The sequence below is a fragment of the Kitasatospora sp. NPDC050543 genome (genome assembly GCF_044457565.1).
In the GTDB taxonomy this organism is placed as follows: domain Bacteria; phylum Actinomycetota; class Actinomycetes; order Streptomycetales; family Streptomycetaceae; genus Kitasatospora.
The window spans coordinates 256,655-273,066 of record NZ_JBITGZ010000005.1; the positions used below are offsets into that span (position 1 = coordinate 256,655).

Here is a 16,412-nt window from a genome sequence, read left to right on the forward strand (position 1 = left end):
AAAGCGCAGCGAGGAACGCCGCGGACACTGCGTACATCAGCTGCCTCCCACTCCGGTGAGCACGTCCAGCCAGGTGGTGGCGTGCGCCATGACGTCGAACCATGTGGCGTTGCCGTCCTTGACGGTCTGCCAGGTGCGGCCGGCGGAGCCGACGAGTGCGCCTACCGGGCGGTCTACCTCCGTCAGTTCGAGCGTCCATCCGCGGTCTGGCTGCGGGGCGTAGTCGCTGAGCCGGGTCTCCTCAGCGTCGCCGACCTGGAGGTAGGTGTCCGGCTCGCTCCAGGTGGACGGCCACTGTGCAAGCAGTGTGTGTCCGGAGTCGAGTAGCCACCAAAGGGCGTCCCGCTCCGCTTCCGTTGCGGTGCTCAGGGTGAGGGAGCCTGCGCGTGCTGCGCGGACGTCCGTCAGGATCACTGGCCGTGCTCGTCCGCGGATTGCGTGGACTCCCTGGCGGGCAGAGCGCTTCCACGTCGGCAGGGTGGTGACGACCAGCGCGAGGTTCCGTGCCGGGATCACCGGGTCTTTCAGCAGTACCGTCAGCTCTCCAAGCGCGGGCACCGTCAGCTGGTCGGACGTGTAGGCGATCCAGTCCGTGCCAATGGTCCACACCTTGGCGTAGTAGGAGACCGCGACGCCTAGTGGCGCCTCGTAGTCTTCCGCCACCGCCAGATCGCTCGTGATCGTGGTGCTCGTGAGGTCCCCGGTATAGCCGCGCACGGGCGTCTGGGATCCGTCAGGGCCGATCCGCCAAAGCCCCCATTTCGTCCTTCCGTCCGTCGTGAGCCCCTGGACGAAGATGCGCACTCCGTAGCCGCCTACGATCTGCTCCACGCGGGCAGCGAGACCGCCCGCCCCGAGGTACATCTTGTCCAGGTACCAGACCTCACCCGCCGTCGCGCCGATGCGGACGAACGAGGGGCGGACGGAGACGGCCCCCACAGGTGCCAGGTCTGAGGTGTAGGTGGCGCCCGCGCTGGCGACGTAGGTGGCGGACGTCAGCCGGATCGTCTGCCCGCCCGAGTCCAGCCACGCGAGCCGGACGACGTACTCCGCCGTGGACACGGGCGGCATCAGGACCGGCCGGAACCGGTACGCCTGGCCTGCCGTGACCGGGACCGGCGTCGCCAGACTGACGACCGCCTCCCCAGGACCGGCGCAGGTGAGCGCCAGGGACATCGCCCCTTCCGCAGCCTGCGCGGAGCTCATAACGGCTGTACCGCCGGAGACCGTCCACCCGGAGATCCCGGTTTCCATGCCGTACCGGCCGTAGTCCAGCAGATTGCCGGCTTCGACCGTCACCGATCCGATGAACATCTGGTCGAGCAGCCACGTTTGCCCGGCGGACGTGGCCTGCGGGTGCATGACCAGGATGGCCTTCGCAGCCCCCGCAGGAGCGACTCCCGAGACCGCGCAGCGCGTCCACGTCCCCGTCGGCAGGGCCGGCCACGAGACCGTCTGAGGAGTGCCGATCGCCACGGACGACGCGTCCTGCCACCGAATCTCGGCGCTCACCGTCAGGCCAGCCGTCGACGGCAGCACCCACGCGTATGCGAGATACGTGCTGCCGGGTGAGATCGTCACCGACGGCCCGCCGATGTCGGTGTTCCCGGTCCCGGTGGAGGTGGCCTGGAGGCTCCACCAGCCTTCCTGGCAGGCGGTGGCGGAGCGGGTCAGCGTGCAACCGAACCAGGCGCCCCACGACGTGGCGTCCTGCTCCACGGACTGCGCAGCGTAAGGCAGCAAGTTGCCGGCCAGCAGCGCAGGTGGCCCCAGTGCGATGGCGTCGACGCAGACGACTTCCGATGTCGACATGCCGCTAACCGTCAGGGTCACGCTGGCGAAGGTCGCACCGACTGGTGCCGTTCCGATGAGGATCGGGGGTGGCGTGTTCCACGCAGTGCTGTTCGCCAGCGTCGCGGTGGGCGACGTTACGGAGGAGATCGCCGTCCCACCGCTCGATGCTGCCCACCAGTCCACACGAACCGTCGCAGTCCGGCCGGCAGCCGCCACCACGAGCGCGTAATACGCGTAGGCGGTGTAGACGGTGCCGGCCGTCACTGCGACCCGGGATGCGGTCGTGGCAGAGGCTGCGCCGGAGGACGTCGTCCGGGTCATGGCGAGCGACTTCGAGCCGGCGTAGAACTTCGTCGAGCTCTGCGCCAGCGTCGTGTTCGTCCCTGCCGTCCACCCGGTGGCGTCCGTCTCAATGCTGGAGACGTTTGCCGCCAGTAGGTTGGAACTGACGCTCACTAGATTCGCCTCCCTGCGGTGAGTGCACTCGCCGTTGCGGCGTTGGCCGTGTAGACCTCCGTGCGGACGATGTCCGTAATTTCGCGATCACCGACGTAGACGTGAACCTCCACGTCGCCAGGGCCTCCACCGCTCAGACCTGACTGTCGGATTGCGTCCCACTGGCCGGACGTGAACACAGGCTCCGGCCGACCCGTGTGGTTGTAGACGAGGCTCGTCCCCATGGGGAGGTAGCCCCCGTCGTCGTACCCTCCGGGGCGGTTCAGCGCCGAGAGGGAGCCGTACCGGTGAACCGCGTAGTTCAGGCCGGCGTAGGTGTTCGCCAGGGGGTCCCAGATGCCACGGTCCAGAAACGGCCCGGCATAGGCGCGGAACGTCGGGCCGATGGTCTGCATGAGCCCCTTCGACGCCATGTCGTATCCCTGTGCGGCGTTGGAGTCCCACAGATTGATGGCCCGTGGATCGCCGCCGGATTCCTGGTTCATCCGTCGCAGGACCGTGTCCAGCCAGGACGCCGGCTGCCCGAGAACGGCAAGCGCCTGGAGAACCGTTGGTGCCCACTGCTGCACACCGGAGCCGCCATTACCGGCCGGCGCCGACCCTCCGCCGCCCAGGAAGCTGACGACCTTGTCCTTCAGGCCCGTCAGCATCTGAGTCGGGACGCCAATGACGGTCTTGGCCATCGTCGAGTCGCCGATCTGCGCGAACAGGTCGCGAACGGGATTCGTCAGCGTCTCCCAGATCTTGGCGGGATTCGTCAGGAAGTCGGCGCCATTCTTCGTCCAGTCCCATGCGGCACCTGCGGCGTCAGTGATGCCGCCCCAGATGTCACCGATGATTCCGCCTCCGGCGAGCATCTGACTACCGGCAGCCTGAAGAAGTGCCAGCGAGCGGGCCCGGTATTTCGGATCCGTCGGGATCACGTATTCCGGGTAGTTCGGGTTTCCCTCGCCGACGATCGCCGTCGGGCGGTTCGTCCTCATCGGGACGGCGGGGCCCCATCCATTCCCGACGGTACCGCCTGCCGCGAGCAGCTTCGGGCCGTCAGGAAGATGCGGTAGGTGAACGAAGTCGGCGACCTTGTCCCATACAGCCTTGATTCCGTCGGTGTACACCGTCTGAATCAGGAAGTTGATCGGCTTCTTCGTGATGTCGTAGAGTTTATCCCACGCCTTTGTGATGAAGTCAACCGCCGAGCTGAAGGCGTTTCCGACCGGTGTCAGCGCCTCACTGATCGCGTTGAATGCCGGCTTGAGAGCATGCTCCCAAAGCCAGCCCGCAGCCGACGCGATACCGTCAAACGCAGGCTTGATCGCGTTCTTCCAGAGCCACGAAGCAGCGGCCCCGATGCCCTCCAGGGCGGGCAGAATGGCATTTCGCCACAGCCAGATCCCCAGGTCGCCGAGCGTCTTGAACGCAGAAACCACGCTGTCGACGACTGGCGAAAGTACCGCCTTCCACAGCCAGACCGCGATGGTCCCGATTCCTTCAAATGCCGGCTTCAGCCCGTCACGCCAGAGCCATCCGGCGAGTGCCCCGAGAACGGTGAAAGCTAGGAGAATAGCGGCGACGACGACTGTAACGACGATGGTGAATAGGATCTTCGCCGCTTCCCAGATGAACCGGAATGCAGGGCCGATCGCGTTATCCCACAGCCACATCGCAGCCGCACCTACGGCCTGGATCGCTATCCAGATTCCGTCAAACGCGGGCTTCAGTACCTCATTCCAGACGAACAGCGCCGCGATCTTGATTGCCTCCCACGTGGCATTGACAGCCACCCGGAACCACGTCCAGTGGTTATAGGCGTAGATCACGCCAACCACCAGCGCGGCAATCGCCAGAACGATCGCTTCGATGATCGGAACAATTCCCGTCGACTGGACGGCTGCCGAAAACAGGCCGGTCTCCGCGGTGGCAATGGCCGTTGCGGCGTTATATGCCAAGATCCCGGCAGCTGCACCAAGTGCGATCAGTCGGGCAGCCTTGAATGCCGTCACACCGATCCAGATTGCCTGAATGAGAATCGGATAGTCCGTCGCGATCTTTGAGATCGTCTCAGCCAGCCATCCGAATCCCTTTAGGAATGGTCCAGTCAGCGGAGACAGCGCCTCGCTTACGTCCAGGAACGCGCCACCCACATTCCCCAGCATTTCTGCGAGGGTCGGCCCTACCCGTACCACATAGTCCAGGAAGCCGGCAAACTCTGGGCTGCCCTTTAGGCCAGCTCCCCAGTTTGCGAAGCGGCCCGTTATGGACTCCATCTTCCTATTGATGCCGTCCATGTGCGGCAGGAAGGCGTCTACAATGCCCGCCATTCCCTTGATGAGGTTCCCGAACGCAACACCGAGACCGACAATTGCCGGCTCGGCCGTCTCCCGGATGTCCGCCTTGAAACCCACCCAAAACGGCGACTTGAGCTGCGCGGACGCTTTGTCCATCAGCGTGCCAATGGCCCGAGCGGCGCTCTCGGCAAGTGGCGTCAGGCCAGGAAGCGTCCCCTTTGCCGCATCCACCCCACGCACGAGGATCGGCAGAACGTCAGGTGCCACACTGTTGGACCACTCGGTAAACGCGTGGTTCAGGCCACGCGGACCAGCGATAGCATCGAAGAGTGCACGCGCCGGCGGGGACAGCTTGGCAAGCGCGTCCTGGTACTTGTCCGCAGCAGTTGCAGCCGTAGCAGTCGTCTTCTCCGACGTCAGCATTGCCTGTTGCACACCGCGCTGCGCGGACGCTACGGACTCCGCAGCCGACACCTGCGCAGTTGCTACGGCTTTTTGCGCGTCCGCGACCTTCGTGTGCGCGTCGGCAACGGAGCGAGCCGACGTTACTGCAACCTTCGCGGCAGCCGCCTGCGCATCCGCAACAGCGCGCGCCTGATCCGCCGTGGTGCGCTGCGCCTTCGTCAGCTTGTCCTGCGCCTGGACCACGACGTCAGCGCCGTCCACGCCGGCGGCAGCAGCTGCCTTCGCGTCCTCTTGCAGTCGCGCGTACGACTCGCGCTGCTCGCGCTGCGCCTGAAGCGCCTGATCATAGGTGAGTTGCGCCTCATCGCGCTGGAGCTGCGTTGCACCCCCGCCCGCCAAGCGAACGGCCTGGAGGTTCTGCTCCGCCTGCGCAACGCGCAGAGCTGCGGCACGCTCGTCCAGGGCCCCGTCAGCCAGCTTGTTGTTCAGGTCCGCAAGCTGCTGAGTCGCGGTCTTGCGCGCGTCTGTCAGGTCGGACTGCGCCTGCTTCTCCGCCCTCTGTGCGTCCGCTAGCGTGCGCTCAGCGTCGGCCACCTGGCGGGCCGCGTTCGTCTGCTCGTCCGCCGCGCGAGCCATGGCGTCCGTCAGCACCTGCTCAGCCTGCGCGATCCCGCGGTTTGCAGACTCGATCTGCTGCGCTGCGGAGCGCTTCGCTGACGCTAGCGACTGCTGCGCCCCAGCGAGAGACAGTGCGCGCTGCTGTGCGGTGACGTCGGCGTTGGCGCCGGCAGACGTGGCGGTCGTCGACTGCTCCTGCGCTGCCGTCCGTGCCTGAAGGGCTGCCGCAACGCCCTTGATTGCGGGGACGGCAGCGAGGCCAAACGCGCCGACTCCTGCGGTAGCTGCCGTCGTAGCCGCAAGGATCGCACCGAAACCGGCCGTGACGACGGGCAGCGCTGCGATCGTGGCGAGGGACGCGATTTGGATTGCCAGCGTCAGGACGGCGGACGACGCGCCGGACGTGTCGACGTGGACACGCACTCGCGGATCCTGCGCGTCGATCGCTGCGATCTCCGCTTGCACTTCCGCGAGCGCCGCGCGAGCCGTGGCCGTGTCCACCCGCACCGCCGGGTTCGGGTGTTCGGCGCCCAGGCGTCGGAGCTCAGCATCCAGGCTCGCCACCTCAGCGGCTGCCTCGTCCACCGAGACATCGATGCCGATTCGCTTGCCGGACAGCTGCTCGATACGGACGCGGAGGTAGGCGAGATCCGCGTCAGCGCGCGTGGACGACAGCTCAATGTCCAGCTTCGGCATTGCTCGGAAAGCGACTTCCAGCCTCGCCCTCATGGACCGTGCGAACGCACCGCCAGTCTGCTCACCCTCACGGGCCGCGGACACCGTCGCCTGCCGGCCGGAGCGCTGGATAGCGGCAGGCAGCGAGATCGTCAGGTGCTCCCCGACCGTCCCACTGATCGTCTCTCCCAGCCTCCGGCCGAATTCGACTCCGAGGCGCTCAGCGATCGGGAGCAGTGCCGCCTTCGCCTTAGCGTGGAATTGCGGGACTACCGGAACGATATCGACGCCGGCCTGTCCGACGATATCCAGTGCCATTACGCCTCCGTCGGCTGTGTCCTCAGCCGCGGGTCAAGTGCGCGGCGCTGCTCGTCCGTCAGGCGACGGGCGTTGCTGCTCTTCGGTGGGATGCCAGGGCGGGGTGTCGGCTCTGGCATGTTGGGCTTGCCACCAGCGGCTCCGATCGCTACGGCTGTCTGTACCCGAATGGCGTCCAGGATGGACGCGAGCAGCAACTCCGCACCGGTCCACGGTGCGAGATCGGGACGGGCGTCCTTCCCCGCCCTCGCCAGCAGTTCCGGCGGGGCCGCGTTGCGCATCGCTGTCTTCGTCGCACTCTCGGGTGGTAGATGCTCGATCAACACCCGGAGTTTCCGCAGGGACAGCCGACCCCGGTACACGTCGAGCAGATCAATACCGCGCCACGCGAGATCCGCCTCTAGCGCCTCCGCGTGGTCCGTGAGGACCGCGAGGGCGTAGGCGACTTTCCCGGGGCCTCACCCGCGGCGCTCATGGCGCGGGTTGTGAAGTCGGCGATCTCGTCCATCGTCGCGTCGATCTCCATGAACACGTCGACGTCCTCCGGGTGCAGCGCGAGAGCCGCCCAGGTGTCGAAATCCGCCGTTCGCAGGGCTCGAAGGTACGAGGGCCGCCAGTGGCCGACGGGGCGGACGCGCAGCAGTGTGCCGTCCAGCTCCACCGTGATGTAGTCCGCGGTTGCTTCGATCTCCTGAGCCACGTCCGGGGTAATGTCAGTCATGCGCGCGGGTCTCCTAAATCAGTGGAATGCGCGGGTCGGGAAAGCAAGGTGAAGCGGGGCCCGGACCCGCGCAGATACGGACCCCGCTGGTCTTCGTGCGGGTTACGAGAAGAACCCGGAAACGTCGACGGAGCCGTAGCCGATCGACCGCTTCACGGCACTGCCGGCCGCGCCCCTGTAGAAGGTGAACGTCATCTGGACGGCCCACACGTCATCCGTCTGCGGCTGCTCGTCCCCGCGCTCCGTCACCATGCCGTTCGGCATGTAGAAGCGGTTTCGCTTGTCCCCGTCGACCGTGTCGAACAGAAACGCGTAGCGGAGATCGTCAGGCTTGTCTGGGAGTTCGTAGGAGACGACTCCCGCGGTTGGCTCCAGCGTGGCCACCGGGACGTTGTCGTAGAGCGCGCGCACCAGGGGGTTGATCGCTTCCTGGAAGGTCGCCTGCATCGTCTTCGTCGAGCGGGTCATCAGGGTCCGGATTGGCTCCAGGGAGCCGGCCGCCTGAATGTCCTTCTTCTCGTCCGCGATCTTGAACGTGCCGCCGGACGTAGTGATCCACCCCATGCACTGCCACGCGGTAGACGGGTCGGCAAACCCGGTCGGGCTGGCGGTGTTGAGTGCTGCGACGTACACGAGGTAGTCAGTTGCGCCGAAAGTCAGATCCGCATTGCGGGTATCCATCACGAGCCCTCCCAGGGCATGCGAAAGGCCCGCAGCTCGTCCGAACTACGGTACCTAGATGGTCTGTTGGTCAGGCGTGTGATGCCGGGTGGAGAGTCACCGTCACCGTGGCGCCGATGCGTCGGACGGCGGGATTCGCGTAGGGGCGCTGGCCCGGGAGCGAGTCAATGCGCACGTCGGTGACGATCGCTCCGGGCTCCGCGTCGCCGCGCCACTTCTTCAGCGCCTCCGTGATGGCCAGCGCAAGGGTGCGGGCAGCGGCGTATGTGCCTGCGTAGACATCGATGTCCACCCGCGGGGATCCGCTGAATTGGGCTCCGGCGCCACCGACCGTGGCTACCTGGACAACCGGGAGCGACGTCTCAAACGCGGGCGGAAGCTCGGTACAGGTGCGTGCACCAGTTGTCGTCCGCAGCCAGAGCGTCAGCACCGCTTCCACGTCCACGGCCGTCACGGGCTTGCCTTCGCGGCGTCGATGGTCCGTCGGAGGACGGCGTACCGCTGAACCTTGCCGTTGCCGTATTCGACGTCCTTCGCGTGGCCAGCGGTGTTCACGAGGCGCGAGCCGGCACGAAGGCGGGGCTTACCGCGAAATGGAACGTTCACGGTCACCGGCACCACAGCGAAACTGTTCTTGTACTCGCCCGAGTGCCGGTCCGTCGCAGGATCGCCGACCGGGGACAGCCCCTCTGCGATTCCTTTCATCCTCCGCGCCGCCCTCGCGGTTGCCTGCCGCACGGCAGGATTCTGTAGCAGCCGACCGATGCCGTTGTAACGGCCGGTATAGGTGCTGCCCATCAGCCGCTCACCGCCTTCAAGTTCGCCTCCACGTGGGCTAGTTGTCCCCGATACGGCGACGGCTCCCCGTGGACCTCGTAGAGCCGTCCTGCGTGGCGGATGCGGTCAGTGGCGCGAATGTCGGCGCCACCAGGCGCGAACAGCACGCGGACGATCACTACCTGATCCCGCGCGTCCGTCAGCTCCACGGAGGGGGCTGTCTGGCCAGCTGGAGGGAGAACGGCCACACCGGTGATTTCCAGCTCGTCATCCACCCCCGGAATGGCGTTCCCGTAGGCGTCCTGCGTAGGAACGCCAGGTCTCAGACGATCTACGGTGTCCGTCATGAACACCCCGATCACAGCGCCTCCCGCATATCGATATGCGGAGCCGAACAGGGCGGGCTGATGTCCAGCATGCCGGCGCCTGTCGACGCGCCCACCGCACGACGAAGACGGCGGAGCTCGGAGTCCGTCAGCTCCACCCCCGTCGGGCCGTCCCGGTAGGTCTCAGCCATGGCGCCAGCGGTTGCGGATCGCAGACCCGCGGGGTTCGTCAGCGCGCGGCCGGCGGCTGCCAGGGCCAGGCTCTTGATCCCGGCCTGGGGCGGGTCGGCCAGTCGACTGCCCACCTCACCTCGGATTGCGTCTTCTGTCAGGTCGTGAACGAGCCCGTACTCATCACTCGTGATCGTCCGACGCAGGTAGACGCCCAACTCAGGCGCCGTGAACAGCACCATCCGTAGCCGCCTTCCGGGCTCGCGGAGCCGTCCGCTTGACCGCCTTCGGGAACTCAGGAACGGGCACAGGCTCGACGGCCGGCGCCGAGCGCCACGCCTTCGGGTTGGTGATCAGGGGGACGGCCCATTCAGGGACATCGTCGGCGGGGCCGAACACGTGAGTCCGGCTCGCCTCGTCGATGACGTGGACGTGCGTGTTCAGCCGCGCCATCAGAGAACGTCCGCGACGAAGCTGAGGTCAGGGTTCGCCAGGATGGGCAGGCCGATCGCGCCGGCCTTCGTCCACAGAGTCTTCGGGTCTTCGGTCTCGTACACGCCAGCGACGACGCCCGGAGCGTCGGAGGTGCCTGCGAGGCCGTACCGGGAGTCGGTCGCCTCCACCGTGGTACCCCACAGGGTCGCGCCCAGATCGGTACCGTCCGGGCCGCTCGCGGGAGCCGGCAGGAACAGGAACCGATCCTCAGGAATGATGCGCGTGGCGACACCGCCGACCCGCACCTTCGCGTCGTAGATGTAGATCGGTGGCAGGCCGTGAGCCGCTAGCACCTGCCGGACGCTGGCCTCCGTGATGATGCTCGGAGTGCCCACGAGGGACGCCAGCAGCGCACGGAAGTCGCTGTTCAGCAGCATGGTGTTGAACACCTTCTGAGACGTCAGCGCCGCCCCAGGCTCGTCGCCATCGTTCGTGTCCTTGTACGTCTCCCGCCACGTCCGCAGGTCGGTCAGGATGTGCGCGGCCGGGTCTGACCACACGGTGGCAGCTGTGACGGAGTGCGCGGCGTTGCGGCCGAAGTCGACAGAAGCACTCACGCCGTTCTCGGCGATGCTGACCTTCCCGTTCACCAGCGCGTCTCCGCGCGCGAGCTCCATGCGGGCGCCGATCGAGCGAGTCATCCGCACGCCGTCACGCAGGAGAGCGCGGGTCATCTCGTCGCCCTGGCGGTCGAGCGCGCGCTGACGGATCCGGTCGTACTCGGTGAGGCGGATCTTCCGCGACAGGGGAGGCAGCTCACCAGTCACGCGGGAGACGCCGGCCCGGCCACCGATCGGAGACTCAGCGTCGTACGCCCGGTAGGTTGCAGCCTCCGTCAGGCCCTCCCCGCCCCGGTTGAACCGGAACTCCAGGTCGTCGACGAAGCTGTTCGGCAGGAACCGATCCAGGGAGAACTGATTCTCCGAACGGTCGGCTTCAGCCGCCCGGACGTAGCCGGTGAGGACCGCGGGGTCCACAAAGTCGGTGTTGAGCAGCATCTAGGGCGGCCCTTCCTCAGAGGAACTGGATACGGCCGGCCACGTCGGCCTTACCGTTGGCGTCGACGGCGATGGGGAGGCGGGATGCCACGACCTTCCCGTGATCGAGCATCGCCGCGACGATGGGAGCGCCCGTGGTGTGCGGGGCCCGGCGGGTCGTCAGCAGGAACCCTACGAGGGTCTGCCGGCCGTCGGACGCAGCGTCGTCGTAGGGGCCGAACTTGCCGGTCGCAGTGACGATGCCGAGAGCCAGACCCGACGGGAAGTAGCCGTTGGGGTAGTGCGTGTTCGCCGTGAACTTCGTGGTGTCCAGGGTGATCGAGCGCGGGGCGTCAGTGCCGTGCGCGCTACCCAGCCAGGACGGGTCGTCCTGCTGGAAGGTCTCCGTGCGAAGAGTGAGATCCACTCGTTCCTCCTAGGAACGCTTCGGGTGCATGCTGCGGAACAGCTCCGCGCCTGCCTGTGCGGTGGTCGGGCGCTTCACGTCGCCGCCCTGCGGGCCACCCACGCGCGGGGGCGGAGTGCCAGCCCCGCCGGCGGGGGCGAACATCGCCTTCAGCGTGTCCGCGTCCGCCTCCAGCTCCTCCTTCGTAGAGCCCTGGAGCCGCGCAGCCTGTGCCGTGGTGAGCTGCTTCTCCATCGCCACGCGCAGTAGCAGCGCCTCGCGCCGGGCAGCGTCGGCGTCAGCCTTCGCCGTTGCGGCAGCAGTCTCGGCCGCGAGCTTCTCCGCCTGGACGCGCTCCACGTCGGACAGCTCCGACGCCTTGCGAGTGGCCAGCTCCGCGTCTGCTGCGCGGAGTCGCTCCAGCTCCGCAGCGTCCGGGGCTGCCTTCACAGCCGCCTCGTGCTTGCGTGCGTGGTAGCGCCAGTACGCCACCTGATGCTCTGCGGCCATCTCCGCGACAGGGGTCGACTCCGGGAAGCCGTTGGCGCCGACAGGGTTGCCACCACCGCCTCCGCCCGCCGTCGGGTCGTTGTCGAAGAGCGTCCAGGGCTGCGACGCGATCAGGGACGAGATCGCGGAGCGGTTCAGCGTGCGTCGTGGCATGGCAGTAACTCCCCTGTCGGGATCGGTGGTGTGCGCCCCTGGCGGGCTAGGTAGGCAGGCGGACGTCTGCGGGGCCGGTGAACCGCTGGCCCTTGAACCCCAGAACGGGGCCGATCTCGCCGTGGTCGTTGGCAATGATGATCTTGCGGTAGTCCACCGCGCGGGCGCCCCGGTCCGACTGGCCCAGTGCAGCCTGAACGGCGGAGTGGATCGCCTCCAACTTCGCCTCGTCCACGACCTGGCCGGGGTCAAAGTCCGCCTTGACCGTCTTCACTCCGCAGTCGCAGCCCGGGTGAATCGGCATCAGCTTCTCTTTGCGGTACCTCTGCGTCGACGCGATCAGGCACAGGGCACAGTCGAACTCCCCGCGCAGCTCACGGACGTAGTACGTTACGGCCGGCTGCTGCTCCAGGACGGCCCGGGTCGCGTGCGTGCGAGCCAGCTGAAGATCGGTCTTCGCGATGATCTCCAGCCGGTCAGCCCCACGCTGCTGCGCAACGTCGAACGGCCCTCCGTCGGCCAGGGTCTTCCACACGATCCTGAACGGGCGCTTGTACACGTCGGCCGGGTCCGCGCCGTTTCGAGCAGCTGCTCCCGTGACCTCGTCCAGGTCGAGCGCGACTCGCGGGGATACAGCGTCCGCGACGTCTCGGTATAGCTGCTCCAGGTAGCTGGCCGTCAGGCTGGCGATGTTCCGTTGGCCAGCCAGCACCAGAGGTAGCGCTGTGCGCTGGAAGCGGGCTACATCGCCGTCTCGCCATGAACGCAGCCCCGTCCACTGACCGGCCAGCCTGCCCAGTACGCTCGCCCACGTTGCCGACACCTGCGCGTTGTAGCGGGCGCTCGGGTCACGCGGCGGCACGGCTGATCACCGGCCCTTGGTCCTGCCCCGGCTGCCCGGTCGGAAGCGGAGTCGGCTGCGAGGGCTGAGGGGTGAGCAGCGCATCTTGCGCGCGGTCAACCTCCATGCGGTCGATCTCCTGCGGCGTGTAGCCCATGTCCTCCATGCGCTGACGCCACGGCACGCCAGCGGACGCCTTCTTCACGGCTGCGTCGGCCAACTCGGAGATGCTCCGCGACTCGGGGTCCCTCCACACGGTCTCGGCGTCGAAGGCGTTCGCGCGCGTCTCGTCTCCGACGAGCTTGAAGGACATCCGCATGACGGATTCCCAGCTCTCGCCGAAGTTTCGCTGACGGTCGCGCACCTTCGACACGAGGCCGGTTTCCGCAGCCTTCAGGGCGTCGCCGGAGACGTTGACGACCTGACCCAGCAGATAGTGCGGCGGTGTGCGGGAGATCGCAGCGAGATCCTGGACTGCGCTCTCCACAGCCCTGACGTACGGGACGAGGTCCGTCGCGGCGAACTCGCCAAACTTCACCTCATGGTCGTCGGTGATCCACAGCGACTTGATGTCCAGCTGGAACGGCTGGATCTTCGCCCCTGTGACCGGGTCCTCGTCCACCTGGAGGCCACTCGCGAACCTCTGCCGGAAGGCTCCGTAGCGCATCGCAGCAATAAGGTTGATCAGCGAGAGATTGATGCGGTCCTGAATCGCGATGACGTCCTCGTGCTCCGCGAATCCTTCAACACGCCGGTTACGCCGGTTGGTGAACACGCCGATCGGGATGGCGCCGAGCAGGTTATCCGCCCGCCCGTCAGGATCGTCAGGAATCGCGAAGGGTTCCCACTGTCGCAGCGTCGAGCCGATCCGCTGAGGGAACACCGGGCTGTCGCTCGCGGTCGCGTAGTAGTGGATGCTGTCCGGCAGCCACAGTGTGGCCCGGGTACGCCCCGTCCAGTCGTCCCGCCAGAGCTTCAGCCCGGCCGCAAGCTTCCTCGGGTTTCCGGGCACATGCTCTACCGCCATCTGCCGTGGCGTCTCGTGCGTCAGCACGGGCCGGCCATTGTCGCCCTTCTCCACGAGCACGAAGGCGCGCCGCTGAGAGAGGGCCCCATAGTGGACGAGATCGGAATCTGCGTCCATATGGTTCTCTTGCCAGATGCGGTTGGCATCCGTGTCCGCGGTCTTCTGGCCGAATCGAAATCCGTCGACGCCCATACGCTCCGCCGGCGCGTCAATGACGAGACCAGCCCAGTTGGCGCGGGCTACCTTCATCCATTCCCGTGCTTCACCCGCAGCGACGCCGGGAACGTGCGGGAGATCTGGCTCGCCGATCGCGTACTTCCAGAGGCGGTCCAGCTCGTCCCGCTCGCTGAGAATCTTGTTTCCAAGCCTCGCCAACCACCATCCGGGGGAAAGCGGCACGCTTGTATCAACGGCCATGCGGCCCCCTTTCAGAATGCGACAAGCCGGCCGGATCTCTTCTTTCGCTTCGTCACGCCGAGCGCGACAGCGTCAGCGCGGGCTTCGTAGGCGAGGACAGCCGCCATTGCGGCGTCGATCTTCTTCGGCGATTTCGCGTGTTCCTTACCGATGCCCATTGCGTTACGGCCCATCAGGCGGCGTCGCGCATTCAACACGTGCCGCGTCAGGGTGGCTCCGAGACGGAATGCAGGAGAGGCAACCGTGTCGTCGGTATTCAGCGCCGATGCGTGGGTGAGCCCCTTGTCCTCCACGGCCTCACGGAAGCGGTTCAACGCCTGTTCCATCGCCGTCGGGCGGTTCGTCCACCACTCCAGCGGGCGGGCCTGCGTGGCGCGTACGCGGAGATCGGTGCCGAAGTCAGCCGTCCACCGGTCCACGTAGTCCTGCCAGTGCGGCGGGTCGCAGTAGAACCCACAGACCTCATAGCGGGCGAATGCCTGTGCCACGGCACCGTCGACGGCTTCGCGGTCAACCTGCCAGCCCTCGCCCTCTGGCCCTTCGGGCTTCTCCCAGACGCCGAGCACCTGGAGGTGGCCGTCCCACACACGGCAGGCCACAAGTGCCGTCGCGTCGTCGCGGATTGAGCCGTCGAAGCCGAGCGTCACAAGGTCGTCGGGCTCCAGCTCCGCAGCCTTCCAACAGAGCGCCCACGCGTCCGGATCCATCCAAGCGTCAGATGCAACGGTGCGGGAATTCAGGAAATAGCGTCGGCCGTCCGCGGAGTCGTTGCGGGTGTCGTAGAAATCGTCAACGAGGGAGTCAAGGTCGATCCACTCCATTGCATCGCCGTACGCGTCAATGAGAGCTGCTCGTAGCTCATCCTCGTTCTTGAGGTTCTTGCACTCGCCATACCGATGGTCGTACATGAGGCGCGAGCGACCGCGCTTCTTCCGACCTTCGCGGATTGCCTCCGCTTCCTCGTACGTCCTCTCTGCAACGGAGTCTTGACCCGGAGCAAACATGGTCGTGGTTTCGAGATACCACGTCTGTGCGCTCTTCTTCCGCTTGCGAAGATTTCGGGTCATTGTGGAGTACATCCGCCGGAGTTCCGGCGTGTTGTAAAGGTGGGTCTCGTCAAAACAGACCCAGGTCTCTTTACCGCCGTCCTTCGCGCTAGCGGAAGCGGTGGAAGGCATGATCTCCCCGCCATCAGGCAGGTTAATCCGGGTGATTCCGACGTCAACGCCGGGAATCTGGCTGAGTGGCGACGCCTCGTCAGTCAGGTTGACGTAGATCGTGTCGAAGACGTTTCCGGTCTGGCCTTCCTCCGTCGCCATGATTCGGAGGTAGGGAACCTTGACCGGCCTACCCATCGGTTCGCCAGGCTCATAGACGTACCGAAACCCGAGTCCCCACGGGTCCTCGTAGACTTCTCCGCCTTCCGCCCATCCTGCGAATCGCGCCGGCCCGAAGGCCTCAAATAGGCCAATGCGGGCGCCGAGCCCCGACTTGTCACAGCCCTTTGGGCGCGAGAAGAACGCGGAGTCATAGAGGAGACGACCCTCGTCCTCGTCAACCGCGTAGCAGTCAGCGACGAATCCGCTGTACTCGTCCCCGTGGCGTACAGGCTCGCCCTGGACATCGCCGGGGCCGTGGACTACGAAATACTCCATCCATGCGAGCGCGAGCCAGCCCAGAGAGCGGCTGCGATCGTGACCAGGCGCACGCACGAGGGCGCGCGGCACGGGTCTCCTATCCGGTCAGTCGGGCACGTCGAGACGAAATGTCAGTGACGCCAGCGGGGTTGACGGGCGCAGCCGGCTTAGCAGTTGGGCCGTCAACCTGAATCTTCAGGCGAGCCCTGTCCTCTGGCGTCGCGCCGTACTTCGCAGCCCGGAGGCGCACCTCCGATGCGAACTCCCATCGGCCCTTCGTCCACATCGTGTGGTGGAGCAGCGCGGTGTCCAGCAGGAAATCCCAGTCCGTCGCAATGAACATTGCCGCCTGCGGGCTTTCGCGCCAGGTCTGCCACCACGCGAGCGTACGTGGATGCCACTCTTCGTCGCCCGGGAGCACGTCATCCGGCAGCGCGTAGCCGCGGAGTTCGTCATCCTCGTCCAGCTTCGTTAGCGGCGGCGCGTCGTTGCGCCGACGGCGCTTGCTCGGATCCTTCGGGGCAGGTCCGCGGCCGGCCATCAGTCGTCATCCTTGCGACTGCCGTCCCACCGGCTCAGCGCCTCTCGCGCGAAGGCGAGGTCATCTGCGGTCCAAACGTGGACCTCTTCCGCCTGGCCGTCAGGCAGGATGCGGAACTCATGCACCGCCATGCAGGTACCTCCCGTATGAGGACAGCCGGAGCCGTCCCCTGTCGGGAGGC

At 66.5% G+C, this 16,412-nt stretch carries 16 protein-coding genes; all 16 read right to left on the bottom strand.

Annotated features, from left to right (window positions below):
* Positions 1-36 precede the first annotated feature (36 nt).
* Positions 37-2,250: a hypothetical protein gene (locus tag ACIBH3_RS08820; RefSeq protein WP_396311213.1), complete on the bottom strand. Its 2,214-nt coding sequence runs from the start codon at positions 2,248-2,250 to the stop codon at positions 37-39.
* Positions 2,250-6,551 carry a hypothetical protein gene (locus ACIBH3_RS08825; protein WP_396311214.1) on the bottom strand — a complete coding sequence of 1,434 codons (4,302 nt, stop codon included), beginning with the start codon at positions 6,549-6,551 and terminating at the stop codon, positions 2,250-2,252. Before ACIBH3_RS08825 ends, ACIBH3_RS08820 begins: the two co-directional genes overlap by 1 nt.
* 400 nt (positions 6,552-6,951) lie before the next feature.
* Complete coding sequence (locus tag ACIBH3_RS08830; protein ID WP_396311215.1) at positions 6,952-7,272, bottom strand: hypothetical protein; 321 nt, start codon at positions 7,270-7,272, stop codon at positions 6,952-6,954.
* Positions 7,273-7,374: 102 nt separating this feature from the next.
* Positions 7,375-7,953 carry a phage tail protein gene (locus ACIBH3_RS08835; protein ID WP_396311216.1) on the bottom strand — a complete coding sequence of 193 codons (579 nt, stop codon included), beginning with the start codon at positions 7,951-7,953 and terminating at the stop codon, positions 7,375-7,377.
* 70 nt (positions 7,954-8,023) lie between these two features.
* The gene (locus ACIBH3_RS08840) at positions 8,024-8,245 is read right to left on the bottom strand and encodes a hypothetical protein (RefSeq protein ID WP_396311217.1); all 222 of its coding nucleotides are present in this window, start codon (positions 8,243-8,245) and stop codon (positions 8,024-8,026) included.
* Between the two features lie 158 nt (positions 8,246-8,403).
* A complete protein-coding gene (locus tag ACIBH3_RS08845; RefSeq protein ID WP_396311218.1) occupies positions 8,404-8,751 on the bottom strand; it encodes a hypothetical protein in 348 nt (115 codons plus the stop codon).
* A complete protein-coding gene (locus tag ACIBH3_RS08850; protein WP_396311219.1) occupies positions 8,751-9,092 on the bottom strand; it encodes a hypothetical protein in 342 nt (113 codons plus the stop codon). Before ACIBH3_RS08850 ends, ACIBH3_RS08845 begins: the two co-directional genes overlap by 1 nt.
* The gene (locus tag ACIBH3_RS08855) at positions 9,089-9,469 is read right to left on the bottom strand and encodes a hypothetical protein (protein WP_396311220.1); all 381 of its coding nucleotides are present in this window, start codon (positions 9,467-9,469) and stop codon (positions 9,089-9,091) included. The genes ACIBH3_RS08850 and ACIBH3_RS08855 overlap by 4 nt, the downstream gene beginning before the upstream one ends.
* A gap of 210 nt (positions 9,470-9,679) precedes the next feature.
* Positions 9,680-10,720 carry a major capsid protein gene (locus ACIBH3_RS08860; RefSeq protein WP_396311221.1) on the bottom strand — a complete coding sequence of 347 codons (1,041 nt, stop codon included), beginning with the start codon at positions 10,718-10,720 and terminating at the stop codon, positions 9,680-9,682.
* A gap of 16 nt (positions 10,721-10,736) precedes the next feature.
* A complete protein-coding gene (locus tag ACIBH3_RS08865; protein WP_396311222.1) occupies positions 10,737-11,126 on the bottom strand; it encodes a head decoration protein in 390 nt (129 codons plus the stop codon).
* A gap of 9 nt (positions 11,127-11,135) precedes the next feature.
* A complete protein-coding gene (locus tag ACIBH3_RS08870; RefSeq protein WP_396311223.1) occupies positions 11,136-11,768 on the bottom strand; it encodes a hypothetical protein in 633 nt (210 codons plus the stop codon).
* A 46-nt stretch (positions 11,769-11,814) separates the two neighbouring features.
* Positions 11,815-12,591 carry a hypothetical protein gene (locus tag ACIBH3_RS08875; RefSeq protein WP_396311224.1) on the bottom strand — a complete coding sequence of 259 codons (777 nt, stop codon included), beginning with the start codon at positions 12,589-12,591 and terminating at the stop codon, positions 11,815-11,817.
* A 25-nt stretch (positions 12,592-12,616) separates the two neighbouring features.
* The gene (locus ACIBH3_RS08880; RefSeq protein WP_396311225.1) at positions 12,617-14,053 is read right to left on the bottom strand and encodes a phage portal protein; all 1,437 of its coding nucleotides are present in this window, start codon (positions 14,051-14,053) and stop codon (positions 12,617-12,619) included.
* 11 nt (positions 14,054-14,064) lie between these two features.
* Positions 14,065-15,708: a terminase gene (locus ACIBH3_RS08885; RefSeq protein WP_396311226.1), complete on the bottom strand. Its 1,644-nt coding sequence runs from the start codon at positions 15,706-15,708 to the stop codon at positions 14,065-14,067.
* A 79-nt stretch (positions 15,709-15,787) separates the two neighbouring features.
* Entirely contained in the window at positions 15,788-16,231 is a 444-nt protein-coding gene (locus ACIBH3_RS08890) for a hypothetical protein (RefSeq protein ID WP_396311227.1), read from the bottom strand.
* Positions 16,231-16,362: a hypothetical protein gene (locus ACIBH3_RS08895; RefSeq protein WP_396311228.1), complete on the bottom strand. Its 132-nt coding sequence runs from the start codon at positions 16,360-16,362 to the stop codon at positions 16,231-16,233. Before ACIBH3_RS08895 ends, ACIBH3_RS08890 begins: the two co-directional genes overlap by 1 nt.
* Between the last annotated feature and the right edge of the window lie 50 nt (positions 16,363-16,412).